The 21,568-nt window shown below is 65.8% G+C and carries 19 protein-coding genes and 3 pseudogenes; 8 read left to right on the top strand and 14 right to left on the bottom strand.

Features of this window, described 5'->3' with window-relative positions:
* Nucleotides 1–200: pseudogene (locus AC1D2E_RS28910) on the top strand (IS630 family transposase); the annotation flags it as partial.
* Between the two features lie 196 nt (nucleotides 201–396).
* Here the strand turns inward: AC1D2E_RS28910 and AC1D2E_RS28905 are convergent.
* The gene (locus AC1D2E_RS28905) at nucleotides 397–732 is read right to left on the bottom strand and encodes a hypothetical protein (protein WP_478200583.1); all 336 of its coding nucleotides are present in this window, start codon (nucleotides 730–732) and stop codon (nucleotides 397–399) included.
* 15 nt (nucleotides 733–747) lie between these two features.
* Between AC1D2E_RS28905 and AC1D2E_RS28900 the strand changes: the two genes are divergently transcribed.
* The 4 genes and pseudogenes from AC1D2E_RS28900 to AC1D2E_RS28885 all read left to right on the top strand — a co-directional run bounded on the left by AC1D2E_RS28900 (nucleotide 748) and on the right by AC1D2E_RS28885 (nucleotide 4,752).
* Nucleotides 748–954, top strand: a complete 207-nt coding sequence (locus tag AC1D2E_RS28900; protein WP_478200582.1) for a hypothetical protein — start codon at nucleotides 748–750, stop codon at nucleotides 952–954.
* 387 nt (nucleotides 955–1,341) lie between these two features.
* Nucleotides 1,342–2,046: pseudogene (locus AC1D2E_RS28895) on the top strand (IS110 family RNA-guided transposase); the annotation flags it as partial.
* Nucleotides 2,047–2,265: 219 nt separating this feature from the next.
* Nucleotides 2,266–3,849, top strand: a complete 1,584-nt coding sequence (locus tag AC1D2E_RS28890; protein WP_478200581.1) for an MFS transporter — start codon at nucleotides 2,266–2,268, stop codon at nucleotides 3,847–3,849.
* Between the two features lie 564 nt (nucleotides 3,850–4,413).
* On the top strand, nucleotides 4,414–4,752 hold the full coding sequence (locus tag AC1D2E_RS28885) for an exonuclease/endonuclease/phosphatase family protein (protein ID WP_478200580.1): 339 nt from the start codon (nucleotides 4,414–4,416) through the stop codon (nucleotides 4,750–4,752).
* A gap of 53 nt (nucleotides 4,753–4,805) precedes the next feature.
* Here the strand turns inward: AC1D2E_RS28885 and pabB are convergent, their stop codons facing one another.
* A complete protein-coding gene (gene pabB / locus AC1D2E_RS28880) occupies nucleotides 4,806–6,329 on the bottom strand; it encodes an aminodeoxychorismate synthase component I (protein WP_478200579.1) in 1,524 nt (507 codons plus the stop codon).
* Here pabB and AC1D2E_RS28875 point away from each other — a divergent pair.
* Nucleotides 6,328–6,897: a chorismate--pyruvate lyase family protein gene (locus tag AC1D2E_RS28875; protein WP_478200578.1), complete on the top strand. Its 570-nt coding sequence runs from the start codon at nucleotides 6,328–6,330 to the stop codon at nucleotides 6,895–6,897. The genes pabB and AC1D2E_RS28875 overlap by 2 nt on opposite strands.
* Here AC1D2E_RS28875 and AC1D2E_RS28870 read toward each other — a convergent pair.
* Genes AC1D2E_RS28870 through panD form a run of 8 tightly spaced genes read right to left on the bottom strand, consistent with a single transcriptional unit; the run spans nucleotide 6,852 to nucleotide 14,627 of the window.
* Nucleotides 6,852–8,129, bottom strand: a complete 1,278-nt coding sequence (locus tag AC1D2E_RS28870) for a cytochrome P450 (RefSeq protein ID WP_478200577.1) — start codon at nucleotides 8,127–8,129, stop codon at nucleotides 6,852–6,854. The genes AC1D2E_RS28875 and AC1D2E_RS28870 overlap by 46 nt on opposite strands.
* On the bottom strand, nucleotides 8,126–9,133 hold the full coding sequence (gene bioB / locus AC1D2E_RS28865) for a biotin synthase BioB (RefSeq protein ID WP_478200576.1): 1,008 nt from the start codon (nucleotides 9,131–9,133) through the stop codon (nucleotides 8,126–8,128). Before bioB ends, AC1D2E_RS28870 begins: the two co-directional genes overlap by 4 nt.
* Nucleotides 9,134–9,179: 46 nt before the next feature.
* On the bottom strand, nucleotides 9,180–9,896 hold the full coding sequence (gene bioD, locus AC1D2E_RS28860) for a dethiobiotin synthase (protein ID WP_478200575.1): 717 nt from the start codon (nucleotides 9,894–9,896) through the stop codon (nucleotides 9,180–9,182).
* A complete protein-coding gene (gene bioF, locus AC1D2E_RS28855; protein WP_478200574.1) occupies nucleotides 9,896–11,095 on the bottom strand; it encodes an 8-amino-7-oxononanoate synthase in 1,200 nt (399 codons plus the stop codon). The genes bioD and bioF overlap by 1 nt, the downstream gene beginning before the upstream one ends.
* The gene (gene bioA, locus AC1D2E_RS28850; RefSeq protein WP_478200573.1) at nucleotides 11,061–12,455 is read right to left on the bottom strand and encodes an adenosylmethionine--8-amino-7-oxononanoate transaminase; all 1,395 of its coding nucleotides are present in this window, start codon (nucleotides 12,453–12,455) and stop codon (nucleotides 11,061–11,063) included. Before bioA ends, bioF begins: the two co-directional genes overlap by 35 nt.
* A gap of 14 nt (nucleotides 12,456–12,469) precedes the next feature.
* Nucleotides 12,470–13,306: a pantoate--beta-alanine ligase gene (panC, locus tag AC1D2E_RS28845; protein ID WP_478200572.1), complete on the bottom strand. Its 837-nt coding sequence runs from the start codon at nucleotides 13,304–13,306 to the stop codon at nucleotides 12,470–12,472.
* Nucleotides 13,307–13,317: 11 nt separating this feature from the next.
* Nucleotides 13,318–14,202: a 3-methyl-2-oxobutanoate hydroxymethyltransferase gene (gene panB, locus AC1D2E_RS28840; protein WP_478200571.1), complete on the bottom strand. Its 885-nt coding sequence runs from the start codon at nucleotides 14,200–14,202 to the stop codon at nucleotides 13,318–13,320.
* A 23-nt stretch (nucleotides 14,203–14,225) separates the two neighbouring features.
* Complete coding sequence (gene panD / locus AC1D2E_RS28835; protein WP_442285846.1) at nucleotides 14,226–14,627, bottom strand: aspartate 1-decarboxylase; 402 nt, start codon at nucleotides 14,625–14,627, stop codon at nucleotides 14,226–14,228.
* 697 nt (nucleotides 14,628–15,324) lie between these two features.
* Between panD and AC1D2E_RS28830 the strand changes: the two are divergent.
* Nucleotides 15,325–15,747, top strand: a pseudogene (locus AC1D2E_RS28830) (integrase core domain-containing protein); the annotation flags it as partial.
* A gap of 247 nt (nucleotides 15,748–15,994) precedes the next feature.
* Here the strand turns inward: AC1D2E_RS28830 and bglX are convergent.
* From bglX to AC1D2E_RS28815, 3 genes are read right to left on the bottom strand one after another with little or no spacing between them, the layout of a single operon-like run.
* Nucleotides 15,995–18,244 (bottom strand): beta-glucosidase BglX, encoded by a 2,250-nt coding sequence (gene bglX, locus AC1D2E_RS28825; protein ID WP_478200585.1) that lies wholly within the window; start codon nucleotides 18,242–18,244, stop codon nucleotides 15,995–15,997.
* Nucleotides 18,159–19,064 carry a DUF4158 domain-containing protein gene (locus tag AC1D2E_RS28820; RefSeq protein ID WP_478200584.1) on the bottom strand — a complete coding sequence of 302 codons (906 nt, stop codon included), beginning with the start codon at nucleotides 19,062–19,064 and terminating at the stop codon, nucleotides 18,159–18,161. Before AC1D2E_RS28820 ends, bglX begins: the two co-directional genes overlap by 86 nt.
* Nucleotides 19,065–19,091: 27 nt before the next feature.
* Entirely contained in the window at nucleotides 19,092–19,241 is a 150-nt protein-coding gene (locus AC1D2E_RS28815; protein ID WP_478200570.1) for a hypothetical protein, read from the bottom strand.
* A 250-nt stretch (nucleotides 19,242–19,491) separates the two neighbouring features.
* On the opposite strand from AC1D2E_RS28815, the gene AC1D2E_RS28810 reads away from it, so the two are divergent.
* Complete coding sequence (locus AC1D2E_RS28810) at nucleotides 19,492–20,784, top strand: DUF3422 family protein (RefSeq protein WP_478200569.1); 1,293 nt, start codon at nucleotides 19,492–19,494, stop codon at nucleotides 20,782–20,784.
* Between the two features lie 66 nt (nucleotides 20,785–20,850).
* On the opposite strand, the gene AC1D2E_RS28805 is transcribed toward AC1D2E_RS28810, so the two are convergent.
* Nucleotides 20,851–21,568: Bug family tripartite tricarboxylate transporter substrate binding protein (locus tag AC1D2E_RS28805; protein WP_478200568.1), on the bottom strand; the 718-nt coding region annotated here is incomplete at its 5' end.

The raw sequence follows: 21,568 nt of genomic DNA, 5'->3' as shown, positions 1-21,568 counted from the left end.
CGACCTATTCTTCCTGGCTCAACCAAGTGGAAAACTGGTTCTCGCGCATCCAGCGAGACGTCATCAGTCGAGGCATCTTCACCTCGGTCAAGGACCTCGACAAGAAGCTCATGCGCTACATCCGCGCGCACAACAAAGACCCAAAGCCGATCAAGTGGAAGTACGACGATCCGAATCGTCGATACCGCCAATTCTTCTGATTCAGTGGACTAGCAGAGGCGAGCGCGGGCGTCGGTGCCGGCGGTCGTCCGCCGAGCGCCCATGAAAAAGCCCGCCAAAGCGGGCAAGACCTTCTTGGAAGGTCGAGGGAGGAGGCCTTATCGTGGAACTCGTCCCTGAACTGGGCCTGAATGTCCCGCAACGCCGGAGGCCTGAAGGTCCGGCGCAGGGCGCCGATCACCAGAACCGCCACCAAGGCCCTTTGCTTGGAGGGAAGTCCTCAAGCGAGGCGGCCATCGTCGTCGCCATGCGAAAACGGCGGCGAGCCTCTTCTTCGCAGGCCAGGGCGGCTGCTCGCGCTTGGCCATCGCCATGCATCGCCCGTGAGCGGTGTTCTAGAGCTCGTTTAAACAACTCGTCGTCGCAGAGGTTGCCTAGATCGGTCATCTCTAAATTTTGCCGTGTGACATCCAGCAGCGGGAAGAGCCTCTTCATCGCTTCATCCGTGGACCGGGAAAATGTCACCGAATGCCTGGGATGGAAGCGGCCCTCCTTGCCTCCCTTGGCGATCAAGCGCACAGTCGCGCAGTGAACCGAACCGACGTCATGCTTGCCGTGGTCGAGATGGCCAGGGTAGGGGGTGCGTTGCCTGCGACGGAGGCGATATCGTACATCGCGGCCTTTATCGACCGCTTGGACAAGGCGAGCGAAAGCTACCAAACCGATCTCGAGGTGCTGCTGAGCATCGGAACGACGATTTGGACGCTGGAAGTCGAGGCGGCCAGGCGGACATGAAAAGCCCCGCGATCAGCGAGGTGCCGAACGTCGGGGTCACACAGCCATAACAAACAGGGCGTACCCTTGGTAAAGATGGTCCGCTGGCGCTGGTAGAGGCGCTTCGGGAACCCGCTCACTGAGAGTGGAGCCTCGATGCCGGCGGCCCGTCGCGACACTCCGCCTGGCGCCCGGTCCAACGCGCGGCGCCAGCAGGAACTCGAAATGGTTCTGCACCGATGGCTCGAGCAGCAACAGGGACTGCAAGGGCGGCGTCAGCACATTCGAGATTTACTAGCCCGCTCCGCAATCCCGGGGTTGTCGTACTTTCCGTGCATGGATGGACCCTGCGCCACCCCGATAGCAAACTGAACGGCCTCATCAACCGCTGTTGTCCGGAGGTTCATCATGGACATCGAGATTCTCGGCATCGACTTGGCCAAGCGCGTCTTCCAGCTTCACGGCGCCGACCGCCAAGGCCGAACGGTCTACACCGCCAAGGTCATGCGCGTCGCATTCTTGGAGACGGTTCGCGAATCGCGTCCTCGAATTGACGCCATGGAGGCATGCGGCTCGGCGCACCACTGGGCTCGATGCTTCCGTACCATGGGCATCGAGGTAAGGCTGGTCAGCCCGCAGTACGTCACACCGTTCGTGAAGACCAACAAGAACGACCGCAACGATGCGCAGGCCATCGTCGAGGCCACCAGCCGCCCGACGATGAACTTCGTGACTGTGAAGTCAGTCGAGCAGCAGGATATCCAGGCAGTCCATCGCGTGCGCGAGCTGATGGTCCAGCAGCGCACGGCACTGATCAACCAGGCCAGAGGCCTGTTGGCCGAACGAGGGGTGTCGATAGCGCAGACGCGCCAGGCATTCAAACGCGACGTGTCGCTGATCGTGGGCGCGTGCGAGGGTGAGGTGACGCGCGTGTGTCAGGCTATGGTGCTGGAGATCTCGCAGCAAATTTACGCGCTGGAGGAACGCATCAAGCACGCCGAGACCTGGCTCAGGTCGTTTATGAAGCAGTCGGCGCTGTGCAGGAAGATCGCAGCCATTGATGGAGTCGGCACGATCACGGCGACAGCCATGGTGGCCTCGGTCGGGGAGGCGGCTTTCTCCATCGCAGCGGCGCATGCGCAGGACATCACGGTTGTGTCCTCCGTGGCGCGGATTGCGGTCCTTCAGGTGCCGGGGAGATCTAGACCAGATGACCGGTTCGTAGGTACAGCCGACATAGCCGAGCGAAGCTGGTTGGTCAGAGTGTGCCCCAGGCTTTGCGAGCGCAAGCATCCCGCGTTGGCACATCAACCGTCTTGAACTCCGATTTGAATGACAGCCGCCTCAAATTCTTTATGGTCGCCTCTGCGGTTGCCTGCTTTCCGCGCTCGATGGCTCGGCAGCGCGATCTACTTCATGGGCAACGCCATGCAGGTGATGGCCGCATCCTGGCTGATGGTGGAACTGACTGGCTCGTCCTTCCTGGCGGCGCTGGTTCAAACCGCGGTCTTCCTGCCGATGTTCCTGCTGGCCTTGCCCGCCGGCGTTCTGGCCGACACGATGGATCGGCAGCGCCTCATCCTGATCTCGCTTAGCGCCCAGGTGGGTATCGTGATCGTGCTCTCCGCTTTTGCATTGGCCGGTTGGGCAGGTCCGGTAGCCTTGCTGACCTTCACGTTCGCAGCCGGATGCTGCACGGCGATCCTCTCGCCCGCATGGAACACGAGCGTCGCCGATGCTGTCCCGCGCGAGGACATGCCGCAGGCCATCACAGCGATGTCGATTGCCTGGAACAGCGCCCGCGCGCTCGGACCGGCCATTGCCGGCCTGGTGTTCGCGTGGCTCGGTGCGGGCAGCGTCTTCGCGATCGCGATGCTCAGTTCGGTTGCGTTGATCCAGGTGGTACGGCGCTGGCCGCCGGCGCCGCATGCGAAGTCGCCCCTGCCGCCTGAACGCCTGTGGAGCGGCACGGTTGCAGGCCTGCGGTATGCGCGGCACTCGCCGCTCATCCTGGCCCAACTGATGCGGACTGTGGCCTACAGCGGCGCCGGATCGGCGCTGTGGGCGCTCTTGCCCGCCATCGCTGCCCAGCAGCTCCAGCTCGGCGCAGCGGGTTTCGGCAATCTCATGGGATGCCTGGGCGGCGGCGCGGTCGCCATCGGGCTCGTGCTTGGCAACCTGCGCGCGCGCCTTGGGCTCGAGCGCCTGGTGGCGATCGGGTGCGTCGTTTTCGCGGCGGTCATGCTGGTGGCCGCCTACGTGCGCACACCCGCGTTCGTCTTTGTGGCTCTGGCCTTCGGAGGTGCGGCGTGGATGGCGGTCATGGCCACCTTCAACACGGCGACCCAGACCAGCGCGCCGCCCTGGGTACGATCGCGCGCCGTCGCGTTGCATACCGTCAGCGCGCTGGGTTCCTTTGCCATCGGCTCGGCTTTCTGGGGCGCCGTGTCGGGCATTGTCGGGCTGACGGCGGCCCTGAGCGTCGCGGCCCTCACCATGGTGGGCGGCGTCCTTCTTTTTCGCTGGTTTCCATTGCGCATCGGCGCCACGCTCGAGGTCACGCCAGCTGTCTTGTGGGAGGAGCTGCTGGTCAAGGACCAGCCTCTTCCAGGCGATGGGCCGGTGGCCGTGGAAATCGGCTATCGGATCCGCGAGGGGGACGCCAGGGCGTTCTTGCAGGCGATCAGTCAACTGCGCGCATCGCGGCGGCGCGATGGTGCCAACTTCTGGCGCGTCTACCGGGACTTGCAGGATCCGACACGCTACCTGGAGCGCTTCATCGTCTCCTCCTGGGCAGAGTATCTGCACCAACGCTCCCGATCTACGCTGGCGGATGAGGAACTCGAAAACCGTGTCCGCGCTTTCTTGCGCGAGGGCGAAGCCACGCACACGTCGCATTTCATCGCCGAACTGTGACTCGCTCTGGCGCACCTACACGTCCTGCGTGATGGCGCCGTGGCTGGTTGCCGCACCATTCTCGTTTGGCATCTCGTTGTTGCTTGTTCTGTTCGGGGCTGTGGCCTCGTTGATTCCGCGAAAACCCTGTCGCCCACGACAGGTCTGCGGCGGCCGGAGCACCCACGGGCCATCAAGGAACTTGTGGCGGCCTTGAAGAGGCCGTGAGCGTCATGCCCATGCGAATAGTCACCTGGAACTGTGCTCGAGGCCCACTTGGCACAAAGTTGCCTGCGCTTCAGTCGCTCAAACCCGACATTGCCGTGTTGTGTGAGGCGCCACCACCGGTCGACTCGAGCGCCCAGGTGCTGCGGTTTCCGACGGAGATGGGCCAGTCGAAGTTGGGCATTCAGGTTCGGGCCGATGGCGACGACTACCGGTTGGAACGCCTTCCTCAGGCGACTGGACTGCCTGCATGCGTAAACCCAGTGAGGGTGACGGGCCCGATGGAGTTCAATTTACTTGCCGTTTGAACGTGGCCTGCTCCCACTTATCTCGCAGCTCTTTCGAATGCGGTCGAGGCGTATGCCGCTCTTTGCAGCTCCCACCGTGATCGCGGGGGATTTCAACGGCAACCCGTGCTTCGACAAACCTCGCCAAAGGTCGAAGTGGGCCGACGTGTTCGGGCGCATCAACGATCTGGGATCGTTGAGCGCGTATCACCAAGTCCGAGGCTTGGGCTACGATGACGAGGTCGTTGAGCCGACCCATCACCATCTCAGGAACACAGACCGAAGCTTTCACATCGACTTCTGTTTTGTACCCCGCACATGGTTCGCCGCGGGCGTCAAGGCGAGTGAACGCGGCGAGTTCTGGCGTTCGCTCAGCGATCATTTCCCGGTGGTGGTCCACGTCGGGCGATAGTCACGGCGCCTGAGGACTTCAGCTCACGTCCGGTCTCCGCTTTCCTGATTCCATCATCCGCGCGAGCGCTCGTCTGCGCTGTGCCCGCCCGAAAATAGCCGCGCACGACGTCCACGCTGCGGTGACCGGTCATGGCCATGGTTTCCTGCAGGGGCTTGTTCTGCCGCCCCCCGCTGCAGTGTCTCGACGATCCGCAGGCCTTTCGCCACTGTCTCTGCCCACTCGGAAGCTGGCTCGGAGTCGGCGACGATGCCGCCGCCCAGCTGCACCATCACTCGCCCGTTGGCAACGATCGCCGTGCGGATGACGACCGACAGATCCATGTTGCCGCGGCAGTCCAGATAGCCCATGGAGCCTGCATACCATCCACGGCGCACGGGTTCGAGTCCCTCGATGATCTCCATCGCCTTGACCTTGGGCGCACCGGTCATCGAGCCCGGCGGCCAGCAGGCGCRCAGCAGTTGCGCGACGCCGCAGTCCGGGCGAATTCGTGCACGCACGGTCGACACCATCTGCCACACGCTCGCGTAGGACTCCAGCGCGAACAACTCGGGCGCTTCAACGCTGCCGACCACCGCCACGCGCCCAAGGTCGTTGCGCATCAGGTCGACGATCATCACGTTCTCCGCACGATCCTTGACGCTCGCTGCAAGATGCTGACGTCGCGCGGCATCCTCGGCTTCGTCGATGCCGCGTGCTGCAGTACCCTTGATCGGACGCGCCTCGAGTCGGTCGCCCCTGCGTTGAAGGAATCGCTCGGGCGAGCAACTTGCGATCGCGAAGCCCGGCCCTTCGAGGTAGGCCGCGAAGGGCGCCGGATGCGCAGACACTAGATCTTCGTACAGGGCCCAGGTGTCGCCCTCGAAGGCCCAATCTTCGCGCCGCGTCAGGTTGACCTGAAGCACATCGCCGCGGACGATGGCCTCCTGGATGGATTGGACGCCGCTCTCGAACTGAGCGCGTGACGTGCCTAGAGTGCGCGGACCTGCGTGCCAGTGCCCGCGCTTGGGCAGCGGGCCGCGTGCACGTTCTACTGTGCTTCGCCAGGCTTCGGCCCGATCGGTGCAGGTCCAGGGCCATTGCTCTGAAGGGCCCCGGACGGTGGCCTCCCACCACTGCCCGCTCGGATGGTGAAAACCCAGCACCTGGTCCACGGCCATCCACCATTGCCGCGGCAGCACCGGGTCGTGCAGGGCCTGTTCAGGCAGGCGTTCGACATGGCGCGCGAGATCGTAGCCCAGCACACCCACCCAGCCACCGACGAAGTCCATGCCTTCGGGACAGTCGCCCTCGAAGCGGATGCTGTCAGGCTCCCCAGCGGCGACCGCCGCGAGCGCTTCGAAGGGATCGGCCCAGGACGCGATCTCGCGGCCGTTCCGTTCGAGCCGGGTCGCGGTTTCGTCTGTGTACAGTGTGGCCAGCGCCGGTCCGGCGATGTAGGACCACTGGGCCTGGCGCGGCATGGGCAGCGCGCTTTCGAGCAGCGCGAAGCGTCCCTCGCCGCGCAGCCGCGCCATCGTGCCCCGTGGGCCGTCCGGCAGTGCCACGGGGCGAATCGTCACTTGAATTTCGATCATGTCTTCATTCGAATATCAGGCGCTCGAGCGTCAACACTTTCACCAACCATCCGATTCGCCCGCGCGGGCAGAGCACGCCCGCGACATGCTGCGCCTGCTGCTGGCGCAGGACGGATCGACCACCCGTCTGTGCGAAACGATCGCCGGCGGTCCGGTTTCGCTGCATGTGCTGGAGCAGCGCATCGTGCAGGCGGTGCCCGCCGAAGTGCGTGCAGCACTTCCAGGCGCGAGCTTCATCGAGCGGATCACCTGCCTCGCCGCTCACGGCCAGGTGATGATGGACAACCTGTCGTACATCGCGCTCGAGGGCCTGCCGGAGGATGTGCAACGCGACCTCGAGGCTGGCGCCATGCCGATCGGTCATCTGCTGTCGCGCCTGTGGGTGCGCCGCTCGTTCCTCGATGCGTCACCGGTGCTGTACGAACGGCTCTGGGGCGCGGTCGGCGGGCTCCCTGACACCGAAGCGTCGCGCACGTACTGCATCGTGACAGCCGAGGGCCCGCGCATGCTCATTGCCGAGACCTATCGTCGCGGCATGCTGATGCGCAGACCGGCGGCCGGAGACTGACGTACCGGCAGCGCGCTGAGCCCTCGGTACACCGCATTGCCGCTCCAGCGCGGCTGGGCGTCGACCAGGCGCAGATGCGGGAACCGATGCAGCAGGCGATCAAAGACGATCTGAGCCTCCATCAGCGTCAGGCTGGCGCCGATGCACACATGCGGCCCGGCGCCGAACGACAACAAGCCGCCGGGGCGGCGCGCGATGTCCAGGCGATCGGCCTCTGAGTAGCGCACCGGATCGCGGTTGGCAGAGGCGATGAGCGCGACCACCAAATCCCCGCGGCGCAGCTGCCGGCCGTGCAGCACCAGATCGGCCGCGACGCGGCGGCCGGTGTACTGCACCGGGCTGTCGAAGCGAAGCAGTTCGCGCACCGCCCCCGGCAACAGGGCGGGCTCGCGCTGCAGGCGCTGCCATGGGTCGGGATCGGCGAGCAGCACCTGCAGGCCGTTGCCCAGCAGGTTGCGCGTGGTCTCGTGGCCGGCGAACAGCAGCATCGCGCACTGGGCGAGCAGCTCGGCGCCGGTCTGGATGTCGCCGGCCGCCTCGGCCCGCAGCAGCCGGCTCACGAGGTCGTCGCCCAGTGCGCTCCGACGCTGTGGCACGAGCTGTTCGAAATAGGCGCTCATTGCCAGCAGGCTGGTGCGTGCGCGCCGTGCCTGCTCGAGCGAGGGGATGGGCGCGCCGATGAAGGTCGCCAGATCATCGGACCAGGCGATGAAGTCGCTGCGGTCGGCCGCGGGGATGTCCATCAGCATCGCCATCACCTCGGCCGGCAGCGGCCGCGCGAGCGCCTGCATGAAGTCGAAGCCCTCGTCGGCATCCACGGCGTCGAGCAAGGCGTCGACGCGCCGCTCGATGGCCGGCACGAACTGCTTCAGAACGTCGCTGCGAAATCCCGCGTTGAGCACGCCGCGGATGCGCGTGTGGTCCGGCGCGTCGACGAACAGCATCGCCCGCGCGAAGAGCTGCTGAAAATCCTTCAGCTCGCTGCGCGCCGCGGGGCTTTGCATGACCCAGCCGCCGGTGCGCTGCGCCGAGAACCGCATGGCATCGCGAAGCACCGCCTCGACATCGGCATGGCGGGTCAGCAGCCATGCACCGCCGAAGAACTCGTCGCTCCAATGGATCGGCCCGGCCTCGCGCAGCGCGGCGTAGGTCGGATAGGGATCGACGCGGAACGCCGTGTCGATGATCGGACGGCCGAGCGGGCTCGGCGGGGGCGCCAGCACCGCGCTCATCGTTGGCCCTGGGCCTTCAGCCCCAGCCGCTCGAACAGCGCCCGGTCGCGCTCGGCCTGCGGATTGCTCGTGGTCAACAGCTTGTCGCCGTAGAAGATCGAATTGGCGCCGGCGGCAAAGCACAGCGCCTGCAGCGCCTCGTCCATCTGCTCGCGCCCGGCCGACAGCCGCACCATCGTCGTCGGCATCGTGATGCGCGCGACCGCGATCGTGCGCACGAACTCGAAGGGGTCGAGCGGCTCGGTGCCGGCCAGCGGCGTGCCGGCGACCTGCACCAGGTTGTTGATCGGCACCGACTCGGGATAGGGCTTGAGGTTGGCCAGTTGCGAGATCAGCCCGGCGCGCTGGGCACGGCTCTCGCCCATGCCCACGATGCCGCCGCAGCAGACGTTGATGCCGGCGTCGCGCACATGGGCCAGCGTATCGAGCCGGTCCTGGTAGGTGCGGGTGCCGATGATGCTGCCGTAGAACTCGGGGGCGCTGTCGAGGTTGTGGTTGTAGTAGTCCAGTCCCGCATCCTTCAAGGCCCGGGCCTGGTCCGCTTCTAGCATGCCCAGCGTCATGCAGGTCTCCAGGCCCAGCGCTCGCACCTCGCGCACCATGTCGGTCACGCGCTCCATGTCGCGCGCCTTCGGGCTGCGCCAGGCCGCGCCCATGCAGAAGCGCGTGGCGCCTTGGGCTTTGGCCGCCTGTGCCGCTTCGACGACTTCCTGCAGCGGCATCAGCTTGCTCGCCTCGACGCCGGTGTCGAAATGCGCGGACTGCGGGCAGTAGCCGCAATCTTCCGCGCAGCCACCGGTCTTGATCGACAGCAGCGTGGACAGCTGCACCTCATTGGCATCGAAGTGTTCGCGATGAACCTGCTGCGCGCGAAACAGCAGATCCATGAACGGCAGCGCGAACAGGGCCTCTACCTCTGCGACGCGCCAGCGCGCTGCGGCCTGAGTCGGGATGCGAGCAGGCGCAGGGCGCAGCGCGGAGAGAGAAATAGTGTTCGTCGTCATGTGGATCCGAATCGTGGGTTGTGTTTCGCGTAAAGGAGGGCGTAGCTCAAAGCCCGAACAGCGTCCGCAGCGCTGCATCGTCGAGGGGGGCCGCGACCGCCGCAGGGTCAGGGCTGGCCAGCCGAGGAACCACGCCGAGGCAAGGCGTCTGCCAGTGCCGCCGCAGTTCATGGCGAAGGGTGGCAAGGTTGTCGTCGCGATGCAGCATGGCCGGATCGACGGTGTTCGCGACCCAGCCTGCCAGTCGCAGACCGCGCGCACAAATCGCCTCGGCGCTGAGCAGTGCATGGTTGATGCAGCCGAGCCGCAGCCCGACCACCAGCACGACCGGCAAGCCCAGGTCCATGGCGAAGTCGGCGCTGTCAAAGTCCGGCCCGAGCGGCACACGAAACCCGCCAACGCCCTCGGCGATCAGATACTCGGCGCGCGTCGCGAGCGCCAGGGCGCCTTGCAGCAGGGCGGCGCGCTCGATCGAACGGCCCTCGAGCGCCGCCGCGATGTGCGGTGCGCAGGCAGCCTCGAACTGGAACGGTCCGACCTCGGCACCGGTCAACGCCACCGAGCTCACATCGCGCAGCGCGCGCACATCCTCGTTGACGTCCTCGCCATCGATCACCTCCGTGCCGGCGGCCACCGGCTTGTAGCCGGCGCAACGCTGGCCGCGCTCGCCGAGCCAGTGCAGCAACGCGGCGCTGATGCGCGTCTTGCCGACCTCGGTGTCGGTGCCAGTGACAAAGCAACCACGCATCGCTGCGGCGCTCATCATCGGGTCCCGGCGGCCCGCGCCAGGCCATCGAGGAGCGCCTGCACATCCTTCGGCGTGTGCGAGGCGCTCAGCGTGATGCGCAGCCGTGCAGTGCCCATGGGCACCGTCGGCGGACGGACCGCCGGCACCCACAGGCCCTGGGCGTCGAGCGCTGCCGCGAGGTCCAGCGCCGCGGCGTTGTCGCCGACGATCAGCGGCTGGATCGCGGTGGCGGAATCGGCCAGGCGCCAACCGATACCGGGGTGCTCCTGCGTCAATGTCGCGAGGCCATCGCGCAGCATGGCGATCGATTTCGCCAATCGGGCACGGCGCTCTTCGCCCTTGTCGCCGGCAATCAGGCGCAGGCTGGTGAGCACGGCATGCGCGATCGCCGGCGGCGCCGCCGTGGTGTAAATGTAGCTGCGCGCCGATTGCACCAGCCAGTCGATCACGCTCGGATGGCCGGCCACGAAGGCCCCGCCCAGACCGACGGCCTTGCCCAGCGTGCCCATGTAGATGAGGCGCTCGCTGCGCAGGCCGAAGTGCGACAGGCTGCCGCTGCCGTGCGGGCCCAGCACGCCGAAGCCATGGGCGTCGTCAATGATCAGCCAGGCGTCGTGCGCCTCGGCCAGCGCCAGAAGGGCCGGCAGGTTGGCCAGGTCGCCGTCCATGCTGAAGACGGCATCGGTCACGATCAGCTTGATCGGCGTGCTGCAGAGCCTGAGCTGGCTGGCGAGCAGGTCGAGCCGGCCGTGGGGGTAGCGCTGCAGCGGCGCCTTGGCCAGCAGCGCACCGTCGACCAGCGATGCATGGTTGAGCTTGTCGGCGAAGATCGTCGCGCTCGCATCGCCCAAGGCGGTGAGTAGCGCCAAGTTCGCCATGTAGCCGGTGCAGAAGCTCAGCGCCCTTGCCTCCGGGATGCAGGGCGACAGCCAGCGCGCGAGCTCGTCCTCGAGCAGCACATGGGCGCGCGAATGGCCGCTGATCAGATGCGACGCGCCGCTGCCGGCGCCATGGCGGCGGGCGCCTTCGGCCAGCGCCTCGATCAGGGCCGGATGGTTCGCCAGCCCCAGGTAGTCGTTGCTGCAGAAGGCCAGCATGTCGCGCCCGGACACCCGCTGGTGCGGCGCACACGGGGACTCGGTCGTGCGGCGCTGCCTTCGCAGCGCCTGGGCGTCGCGCTCACGCAGTCGGTGGTTCAGGTGGTCGATCAGCATGGGCGTTCTCGATGTCGGCCGTGGCGTCCAGCGTTGCCATCACGCGTTGCGCGAGCCAGGCTGCCAGTTCGTCGTCCAGCACATAGGGCGGCATCAGGTAGACGGTACGGCCGATCGGTCGGATCAGCAGTTCGCGCGCGCGGCCGGCCAAGTGAAAGCGCTCGGCAAAGCGCTCACCGACGAAGGTCTCCCGCACATCGAACGCCCAGATCATCCCGCGCTGGCGGAAGTGTTCAACGCGCGGGTCGTTCTGCAAGGGCGAGAGCGCCGAAGTCAATGCCGCAGCGCGCTGCCGGTTGCGCTGCAGGACGTCGTCCTCTTCGAAGCGGTCGAGCACCGCCAGCGCGGCCCGGCAGGCCAGTGCATTGCCCGTGTAGGAGTGCGAGTGCAGGAAACCGCGCGCAACGTCGTCGTCGAGGAAGGCCTCGTAGATCTCGTCGCGCGTCATCACCAGAGACAGTGGCAGGGTGCCGCCGCTGATGCCCTTGGACAGGCAGACGAAGTCCGGCCAGATCCCGGCCTGCTCGCAAGCGAAGAAGGTCCCGGTGCGTCCGCAGCCCACGGCGATCTCGTCGGCGATCAGGCTCACCTCGTAGCGGTCGCACAGCGCTCGCACCGCGCGCAGGTAGGCTGCATCGTGCATCGCCATGCCGGCGGCGCCCTGTACCAGCGGTTCGATGATCAGCGCGGCGATGTGTGCATGGCGCGCTTCGAACAGTGCCTCCAGCTCGGCGGCGGCACGCGCGGCCACGTCCACCGCGGTCTCGCCGGGCTCGGCCTGGCGTGCGTCGGGCGACATCACCTGGTGGGCACGCATGAGCAGCGGATCGTAGGCGTCGCGGAACACCGCCACGTCGGTGACCGCCAGGGCGCCGAGCGTCTCGCCGTGGTACCCATGGCGCAGGCAGACGAACTCCCGCTTTTCCAAGCGCCCGCGGTTGCGCCAGTGGTGGAAACTCATCTTCAGCGCGATCTCGACCGCCGAGGCGCCGTCGCTGGCGAAGAAGCAATGGCCGAGCGCGCCACCGGTGAGCGCCGACAGGCGCTCCGCAAGTTCGACCGCCGGCGCGTGCGTGCAGCCGGCCAGCATCACGTGCGGTAGGCGGTCGAGCTGGTCCTTGATGGCCGCGTTGATACGCGCGTCGGCATGGCCGAACAGGTTTACCCACCACGAGCTAGTGGCGTCGAAATAGCGCCGACCTTCGTGGTCAATGAGCCACGGGCCCTCACCGCGCGCGATCGGCAGCGGCGGCACCGTGGCGGCGCGCTGCATCTGCGTGCAGGGATGCCAGACGCTGTGCAGGCTGCGTTGCTGCCAGGATTGGTTGGCACCGACGGTGAGATCGTGCGGCCGATTCATTGGGGTGCGGTCCCTCATTTGTCTGACTGGATCTCGAGGTTGTCGATCAGACGCGTGCTTCCCAGCCGCGCAGCCGCCAGCGCGACCAGCGGCTCTCCGTCGGCCGGTGCCTGCAGGTCGGCGCGGCGGCGCAGCGTCATGTAGTCAGGCTGCCAGCCGCGCTCGCCGAGCGCCCGCATTGCGCGTGCCTCGATGGCGCCGAAGTCGCGCTCGCCCGCCCGCACCGCCTCCGCCATGGCGTGCAGCGCGCGCGTCAGCTGCACGGCTTCCGCGCGCTCGGTCTCGCTGAGGTAGCCGTTGCGCGAGGACAGCGCCAGGCCATCTTCGGCGCGCCGGGTCTCGCCGCCCACGATCTCGATCGGCAGCGCGAACTGCCGCACCATGTGGCGGATCACCATCCACTGCTGGTAGTCCTTCTTGCCGAACACGGCCACGCTCGGCTGCACGCAGGCGAAGAGCTTCATCACGACCGTGCAGACGCCGATGAAGAAGCCGGGCCTGAAGTGGCCTTCGAGAATGTCGGCCAGGGCGCCGTCCGGATGCACCTTGCAGGTCTGGGGCTCCGGGTAGAGCGCGCGCTCGTCGGGCGCGAACAGCACGTCGCAGCCGGCCGCGCGCAGCTTCTCGCAGTCGCTGTCCCAGGTGCGCGGGTAGGTGTCGAAATCCTCGTGCGGCAGGAACTGCAGCCGGTTGACGAAGATGCTGGCCACGGTGACGTCGCCGAGCGGCCTGGCCTGCCGCACCAGGGCCAGGTGGCCGTCGTGCAGATTGCCCATCGTGGGCACGAAGGCGGGGCGCCGGAAGCGGCCCAGGTGGTCGCGCAGTTCGGGGAGGGTACGGGCGATGTGCATGGTCGATGCGCCTACCAGGCGTGGAGTTGGTCGTCGGGAAAGCTGCCGTCCTTGACGGCGCGCACGTAGGCTTGCATGGCTTGCGCGATGCCGGGCGCATCGGCCATGAAGTTGCGCACGAACTTCGGCATCTTGCCGAGGCCTACACCCAGCATGTCGTGCAGCACCAGCACCTGGCCCGCGGTGCCGCGGCCGGCACCGATGCCGATGGTGGCGCAATGGCGCAGTTCGTTCGTGAGTTCGGTCGCCAGCGCGGCGGGCACCATCTCGAGCACCAGCATCGCGGCGCCCGCGTCCTGCAGCGCATGCGCCTGCTGCTTGAGCAGCGCCGAGGCCTCGCTGCCCTTGCCCTGCACGCGGTAGCCGCCCAGCGCATGGACGGTTTGCGGCGTCAGGCCCAGGTGGGCGCAGACCGGGATGCCGCGCTCGACCAGGAAGCGCACCGTGTCGGTGGTCCAGCCGCCGCCTTCGAGCTTGACCATGTGCGCGCCGGCCTGCATCAGCTCGACCGCGCTGTGCAGCGCCTGCTCGCGCGACTCCTGGTAGCTGCCGAAGGGCAGGTCGGCGATCAGCCAGGCCGTGCCCTGGGTGCGGCGCAATCCGCGCGCCACGCTTTCGGTGTGATGGCGCATGGTGGCCAGCGACACGCCCACGGTGCTCGACAGCCCCTGGCAAACCATGCCCAGCGAGTCGCCGACCAGCAGGCATTCGACGCCCGCGGCATCGGCCACGGCCGCGAAGGTGGCGTCGTAGGCGGTCAGCATGACGATCTTCTCGCCGCGCGCATGCATGTCGGCCAGGCGCGGCAGGCTCAGCGGCTTGCGGGCCGACGGCGGCGAGGCCGGGGGCAGCGTGCCGTAGGGGGTGGCCGCATCGGCGGCGGAAAGCGATGACATGGCGAGCTTCTCCGCGCCCGACCTCAGGCCGCGACGGCTTCGCCCGAGGCGGCCTGCACGGGGATGTGGGCGCGCTCTTCCTTGATGCGGTTGGCGTCGTCGACGAAGACCAGCTTCGGCCGATGCGCCGCCACCTGCTCCTCGGGCACCAGGCCGAAGGCCGCGATGATGATCAGGTCGCCCACCGCTGCACGGCGCGCGGCCGAGCCGTTGACCGAGATGATGCCGGTGCCGCGCTCGCCGCGGATCGCATAGGTCACGAAGCGCTCGCCGTTGTTGATGTTCCAGATGTGGACCTGCTCGTTCTCGGCCATGCCGGCAGCGTCGAGCAGGTCTTCGTCGATGGCGCAGGAGCCTTCGTAGTGCAGCTCGCAGTCGGTGACGGCGACACGGTGGATCTTGGACTTGAGCAGGGTGCGGAACATGGYGTGAAAGTTCTTTCTCTCGAATACAGAGGGATGAGGGGCGCCTCAGCCGGCTGGCACCGCGGCGATGCCACTTGAGCCAATCGACTGGCGATGTCTCACAGCGCGGTTGGAGACGACGGCTCGCAATGCGCTTGTGCCCAGTGCGGCGCGATGGTCAATGACGTCGGCGTGCTGCCAAAAATGAGCCTGTTGAATACATGAAAAATCAAGGGTCGTTGCTTTCGGTTCTGGTCACAAACGGGGCGAACCATAACCGACTCTTGCGCTACGCCCGCGTGCATTTAGAGCCGAGAGAATGTGGCTGCGTCGCAACTGAATCAGGAAGTCGATGCCCTGTGCGATTGCAGCGATTCGCGGCTTGGCCATCACGCAGAATCCGTCGCCGAACCACACTCCTTGCACGTCGCTCTGCTCGCACACGTACCCCTCGACCACGGGGAGAAAAGGCGCCCCGACGCTTGATCCCAATCAGGAGTCACGATGCAAACCGCGCATCATGTTGAGCAACGAACGATGCGATTGAATGCGACAAAGAGGCGGTCCTGGCACTACTCGGTGCCTTCGAGTTCCAGAACGGGCACGTGTGGAAGCGACATGACTTTGCGACCTGGGTACCCTGCACGCGAAAGGTCTCATTTCAAAGCCGCGTGGTCGACAGGAGTCGGTCCACCAGATCGACGAGGAAATCGCCTCGCCAGACATGCCAATGCCGAAGATACTCATCGAACCGATGGAGCGGCGCTTTGGAGCGTGGGAGCCGTCCCCACAGGCCGTCGACTGGGATTCCTGAGCGACAACGGTAGGGCCAACATGTCGGCGGACACGCGGGCGCAGGGCATGCTCGCTGGGCCAGAAGCCCATCAACACACCCGCCTGCAGCCCATAGARCAACGGCATGACCGAGAGCTTCGTCAACTCCTTCAAACGCGACTACGTGGCGCGCATGGACCTGCCTGGTGCACAGCTGTACTGGCGCAGCTGCCGGCGGCCTTCGAGCACTTCAACGAGGCGCATCCGACTCGTCGCTGAAATTCGCTCGACCCGGGAGTTCAGGCGGCAGCAAGCTGCACGAATGCGCGAGACACCATCGACGGGCCAAGCGCTTCACTGCAAATAGGGTGGGGGTCGGTAATACGCGGCCAACATCAGATTCCCGGATCGGGCAACGATGCGACATCACTACTCGGGGCCTAAACTGTCTGCCGGGGACGGCAGTCACAATTACGTAAAGTGCTTCTGTCCACGTTTGCGCTGCCGCAAGGGGAGGGCAGTGCCAACCACCATAGCGAACGAACGCTTGCTGTGCAGTGCGTTTAAGGTGGTCAGTGACACGAAGGCGCTGACCCCGCACCTCACTCCAGACGTCAGGGCAGCAGTTCGAAACTCTCCTGCAGTACATCGCGTGAGTCGAGCCCCACCTGCACGTTAAAAGTGCCGGGCTCCGCGACGCGCTTGAGTTGCTGGTTGTAGAAGCTCAGCAGCGTCTCGCCGATCCGGAAGCGCACCACCTGCGTCTCGCCCGGTTGCAGCATCAGCTTGCGGAAGCCCTTGAGCTCCTTGACCGGGCGCACGACCGAAGCGACCACGTCCTGGATGTAGAGCTGCACCACCGCTTCGCCGGCGCGGTCGCCGCTGTTCTTCACGGTGACGCTCGCCTCGACCGTACGGCCCTTTCGCACCGTGCGCGACGACAGGGCCAGATTCGATAGTGCGAAGTCGGTGTAGCTCAGGCCATAGCCGAAGGGGTACAGCGCGCCTTGCGGTTCGTCGAAATACTGCGAGGTGTAGTTGCCGGGCTTACCGGGCGTGAAAGGCCGGCCGAGGCGCGGGAAGTTGTAGTACGTCGGGATCTGCCCCACCGAGCGAGGCAGTGAGATCGGCAGTTTCCCCGATGGATTGGCGTCGCCGAAGAGAACATCGGCGATGGCATTGCCGCCTTCGGTGCCGGCGAACCAGGTCTCCAGCATCGCGTCGGCATTGGCTTTCTCCCAGCCGAGCGTCAGTGGGCGGCCGTTCATCAACACCAGCACCAATGGCTTGCCCGTCGCCTTGAGCGCTTTCAACAGGGCCTGCTGGCTCTCCGGCAAATCGAGGCGCGTGCGGCTCGACGACTCATGCGACATGCCGCGCGACTCGCCCACGGCAGCCACGACCACGTCGGCCTGCTTCGCCGCGGCCACGGCCTCGTCGATCATCTCTTGCGGTATGCGGCCATCCTGCACGATCTCCTGCGCCTCCCCGTTCGGGAAATTCATGTAGTCGACAATCGATCTGTCTTCGGTGACGTTCGCGCCGCGTGCGAAGAGGAGCCTCGCCTTGTCGCCGATCACTGCCGCTATGCCTTGACGCAAGGTCACTGCCAAGGCCGGTACGCCCTGGGCCGACCACGCGCCCAGCATGTCGACCTGCGAATCTGCGAGCGGTCCGACCAGCGCGATCGTTCCTGTCTTGCGCAACGGCAGCGTGCGGTTGCGGTTTTCAAGGAGCACCATCGATTTGCGGGCCACGTCGCGCGCCGGCGCGCGATTCAGGCGGCTGTCGGCCTTGAGATCTGCCGGGTCGTCCTCGGCCTTGCCGATGCGCAGGAACGGATTACGGAAAAGGCCGAGGTCGTACTTGGCGCCCAGCACCTCACGCACTGCGTTGTCGATCTCGCCTTCGCTGACCTCGCCCGACTTCACCAGGCCGGGCAGCTCTTTTATGTAGATCTCGTCGGCCATGCTCATGTCGACGCCGGCCTTGATTGCAAGCCTGGCGGCTTCGGCCTCGTCAGGCGCCACCCCGTGGTGCAGCAGTTCGGCGATGGCACCGTGGTCGCTTACCGTCACTCCTTTGAAGGCCCACTCCTTCCGCAGCAGGTCCTGCAGCAGCCAGGTGTTCGCCGCGGCCGGCACGCCGTTGATGGCGTTAAGCGCGATCATCACACCGCCCGAACCCGCGTCGATGGCCGCGCGGTACGGCGGTAGGTAGTCGTTGTACATGCGCATCGGGCTCATGTCGACGATGTTGTAGTCGCGCCCGCCTTCGACGGCGCCGTACAGCGCGAAGTGTTTGACCGACGCCATGAGGCTGTCCGGCTTGGCGACCGAATCGTTCTGGAAGCCCTTGACCATCGCGCGCGCCATCTCCGACACGAGGTACGGGTCTTCACCGAAACCTTCTGAGGTGCGGCCCCAGCGGGGGTCGCGGGCGATGTCGACGGTCGGCGCAAACGTGAAATCGATGCCGTCGGCGCTGGCCTCTTGCGCGGCGACGCGCGCGGTCAGCCGAACCGCTTCCACATCCCAGCTCGACGCGAGGCCGAGGCCGATCGGGAAGGTGGTGCGGTGGCCATGGATCACGTCATAGGCAAAAAGCATCGGGATCTTCATCCGACTCTGTTGCATAGCCGCCTCCTGAAGTGGCCGCTGCTCTGGGCGACTGACGACGCCGAAGGAGCCACCGACGCGGCCGGCGGCCACTTCCTCAGCAAGCTGCGGCGCCGACATCAGCGGGCCGAAGCTGATGAGGCGAAGCTGGCCAATCTTTTCATCGAGTGTCATCTGCCGCAGCACATCGGCGATGAATGCACCCTTGTTGCCCAGCAGGGTGGGATTGGGCTGGCACATCGCCATCGGCGTGGCCAAGCTGGCAAGCAGGCCCAGCAACCAAGGCGTTTTCATCACTGCGGCTTTCGGTGGGCTCTGAGCGGAAACCAAGACTAATGCATCGATGCCCCAGGCGGGAGGCCAATCTCTTCATCGTGCCTCTTCCAGGTCCGTGGGCTTCCCCTGGATTCCCGGACCCATCGAATGACATGATGTGCCTAGGCTCCGACTTGAGCCGATCGACCTCGCGCAAGCGATTTGAGGTAGCTGATCTCTCCAGCATCTCGGTGACCGTGTTCAGGCCGTGGCGCTTGGAGGGGGTCTTGAGCCACTCGAGATGAGAGCAGCCCGCGTCGGCGCGCTGGCTGTGCGCCGATTCAAGGCAGTGGCGTATCGCAGCGGGTGAGACCTCGCTGGCAATCGCGTTGCTGACGCTGGCCTCGATCGCGGCGAACGCGTCTCGGGCCCAGTCCTGAACACGGCGTTCGCCGGGAATCAGGATGCGGTGGTCATACAGCCAATGGCACGCCGACGTGACCAGTTCGTCGGCGTGCGCGGCCTCGGCGGCGTGAAGCGCCAGCATGGCCACGAGGGCGGCTTCCGCCGTCGGATCGAGGTCCCTCAGGCCGAGGTAGTCCCTGGCCCACTGCTGATGCTCGTACAGCGTCGGGCGGCGCTCGTAGAGGCTGCGTAGGCTCGCGATCGTCAGTGGCGATGCCTGCAGCGTTTCGGCCACGTACCGCAGCAGGTTGCGCGGCAGCACGGCAAAACGGTCCATCGGGCGGCCGCACGCACGAAGGAATAGCAGCTGCAGCGCGCCTGCGACCCTGCGACCCTGCGGTCTGATCGGAACCGCTGGCGAATCGCCTCGACGTCACCGGTGCCAAGCTGGAAGAACTGCTGAGAGATCGAAGTCCGTCAGGCGACCGGGCAGGGTTTCCAGACCGACGAAGCGATAGACATAAGTGGACATGACCGACCAATTCAGGCTGTCGGCGGACTGTACATCGCCGTCGTTGGCCACCTTGTGGAAGCGCTCCAGACGGTGGGCCGACGTGCCGAAACCCGCGCCTGCAAAGGCTCTCGGAGCAAACCGTATCTTTCTGCACCGAAAGGACGATCACCCCAACACGGCCTTCTCCGCCGGATGGTGCCGGCTGCGTTCAGGTGCTGCTCCCTGATCCCCGAGCTCCGATGGGGACGGTGGATGGAGCCCTCACGAGAAATCGTATGCTTACGACACTGGGCGTCGCCCGATCTCTCACTCGTCGCTCATGCCCCCTATCAGTCGCCTCACCCAACATCCACAGCGCGCGGAACTGTACAACGAAGTCCATGCCCGGCCGCCGGAAGCGCTGACAGGCGCCTTGAGCATTGCGCATGTCGTGATGCTAGCGGATGCAACGCAGCGCGCTCAAAGCCGAGCGCATCTTGCCAGGCTGTTGCGCGACCATCACTTGACGCCACCTGACGAGCAGACGACCCATTTGCGGGTCGACTTCGGATCGCTTCGCTTGCGCTGGGAACTGCACACGGAGTTCGTCACATGGACATTCACGATGAATGTGCCGGTCGGAACACACCATCCTCGCTTGCCGGCCAGTGCAATCAATGCCGTGCCTCAGGACTGGCTCGGCGGGCTTCCTGGACAGTGTCTCTGCAGCCTCAATCTCTGGGTATTTGCGGAGCGCGGAAGTGTCGGGGACGTCTTCGTCACGGAGATGCTCAATGAGCAAACCCTGGTGGGTTCCAGCGTAGCGGATCAACAAGCGCAGGTGTATACGGACTTCGCCATTCACGCGGACGGGTCTTCCCGCATTTTGCTTTTCGCGGACGAGCTGCAGCCTCGTCGACTCGGCCGACTGGTGCAGCGGATTCTTGAGATCGAGACGTATCGAATGGCGGCCCTCCTTGGACTGCCAGCAGCACGGCAAGCAGGCGAGGCTCTAGGCAGCGCCGAAGGTGGGTTGGCAGCTCTCGCGCAAGCCATTCGCAGCGCTGAACGCGACGCGGAGCCGGCCCTGCTGGATCGGCTCACCCGCCTCGCCGGGGAGGTCGAGAGCCAGCATGCAGCCACGCATTCACGACTTTCTGCCAGCAGCGCTTATTTCGAGTTGCTGGACCAGCGCATCGCACAGATCTCCGAAGCAAGGCTGAATGGTCTCCAGAGCATTGCCGAGTTCATGGACCGACGCCTGACCCCGGCGCGAAAAACGTGCGAATGGGCGGCCAGGCGACAAGATTCGCTGTCCCAGCGCGTCTCCAGAATGAGCAATCTGTTGCGCACTCGCGTGGAGATCGAACAGCAGCAAAGCAGCCAGGCGCTCCTGGAAGCCATGAACCGCCGGCAGGACCTTCAGCTGAAGCTGCAGGCCACTGTGGAAGGACTCTCGGTTGCGGCCATTACTTACTACATCGTCGGCCTCGTAAGCTATCTTGCCAAGGGCGCCCAGAAGATCGGCTGGCCGATGTCACCGGAAACGACGGCTGCGCTGGCAATTCCATTCGTTGCGATCAGCATATGGTGGTCGCTACGGCGCCTTCATCGGAAGATGTTCGTCCACTAGGTCATCCCGGAAGCTGCGATTGACATAGCACGAGCGCGCAAAACCACCGAGGAGACGAATCGGGTCCTATTCCGGCTCGATGCCCGCCTTCTTGACCAAGGCCGCGTACTTGGTCATTTCGCTGCGGAACGCGGCTTGCGCCTGCTCAGGCGTGCTGATGCTGATGGTGTTGCCCTGGTTGGTCATCGCCTGTTTGACCGCCGGGTCCGCGAAGGCGGCCACTACTGCATCGTGGGCCTTTGCAACGCTGGCGGGGCTCATGCCCTTGGGCCCGATGACCGCGAACCAGGCGTCGACGACGAAGTTCGGCAATCCTTGTTCGGCAAAAGTGGGAATGTCCGGCGCCGCGGGTGTGCGCTGCGCGGTCAACATGCCGATGGCGCGCAGCGCGCCGCTCTTGATGTGCGGTTGCACGCTGGGCAGCGCGGCGGTCCCGAAGTCGACCTGCCCGCCGATCAGGCCAGCCACCATCGGGCCGACGCCCTTGTAAGGAATGTGCCTGGCGGACACGCCTGCCTCCTCCAGAAAAAGCTGCGTCGCCAAGTGCAGGATCGTGCCGTTGCCGCCCGATGCGAAGTTGAGTTCCCCCGGCTTGCTCTTGAGCAAGGCGATGAACTCCTTGCTGTTGGTGGCCGGAACTCGCGCCGGATTGACCACCAATACCATCGGGGTGGCGCCAACGATCGCTATGGGCGTGAAATCGCCGGGCATGTCGAACGACAACGACTTGATCACGCTTGGAAAGATCACCACGTTGTTCGACACCACCGACAGCGTGTTGCCG

The organism is Variovorax sp. P1_H2 (assembly GCF_056405295.1).
This window is presented reverse-complemented; position numbering and strand designations above follow the sequence as displayed.

Excerpts from the sequence above, each read along its gene's own strand:
- AC1D2E_RS28870 (WP_478200577.1), bottom strand. The coding sequence starts at position 8,129 with ATGAGCGCGGTGCTGGCGCCCCCGCCGAGCCCGCTCGGCCGTCCGATC.
- AC1D2E_RS28875 (WP_478200578.1), top strand. The coding sequence starts at position 6,328 with ATGTCTTCATTCGAATATCAGGCGCTCGAGCGTCAACACTTTCACCAA.
- AC1D2E_RS28890 (WP_478200581.1), top strand. The coding sequence starts at position 2,266 with ATGACAGCCGCCTCAAATTCTTTATGGTCGCCTCTGCGGTTGCCTGCT.
- AC1D2E_RS28885 (WP_478200580.1), top strand. The coding sequence starts at position 4,414 with ATGCCGCTCTTTGCAGCTCCCACCGTGATCGCGGGGGATTTCAACGGC.
- panC (WP_478200572.1), bottom strand. The coding sequence starts at position 13,306 with ATGCACATCGCCCGTACCCTCCCCGAACTGCGCGACCACCTGGGCCGC.
- bglX (WP_478200585.1), bottom strand. The coding sequence starts at position 18,244 with ATGGCGATGTGCCAGCCCAATCCCACCCTGCTGGGCAACAAGGGTGCA.
- AC1D2E_RS28810 (WP_478200569.1), top strand. The coding sequence starts at position 19,492 with ATGCCCCCTATCAGTCGCCTCACCCAACATCCACAGCGCGCGGAACTG.
- bioA (WP_478200573.1), bottom strand. The coding sequence starts at position 12,455 with ATGAATCGGCCGCACGATCTCACCGTCGGTGCCAACCAATCCTGGCAG.
- bioD (WP_478200575.1), bottom strand. The coding sequence starts at position 9,896 with ATGAGCGCCGCAGCGATGCGTGGTTGCTTTGTCACTGGCACCGACACC.
- panB (WP_478200571.1), bottom strand. The coding sequence starts at position 14,202 with ATGTCATCGCTTTCCGCCGCCGATGCGGCCACCCCCTACGGCACGCTG.
- bioB (WP_478200576.1), bottom strand. The coding sequence starts at position 9,133 with ATGACGACGAACACTATTTCTCTCTCCGCGCTGCGCCCTGCGCCTGCT.
- bioF (WP_478200574.1), bottom strand. The coding sequence starts at position 11,095 with ATGCTGATCGACCACCTGAACCACCGACTGCGTGAGCGCGACGCCCAG.
- panD (WP_442285846.1), bottom strand. The coding sequence starts at position 14,627 with ATGTTCCGCACCCTGCTCAAGTCCAAGATCCACCGTGTCGCCGTCACC.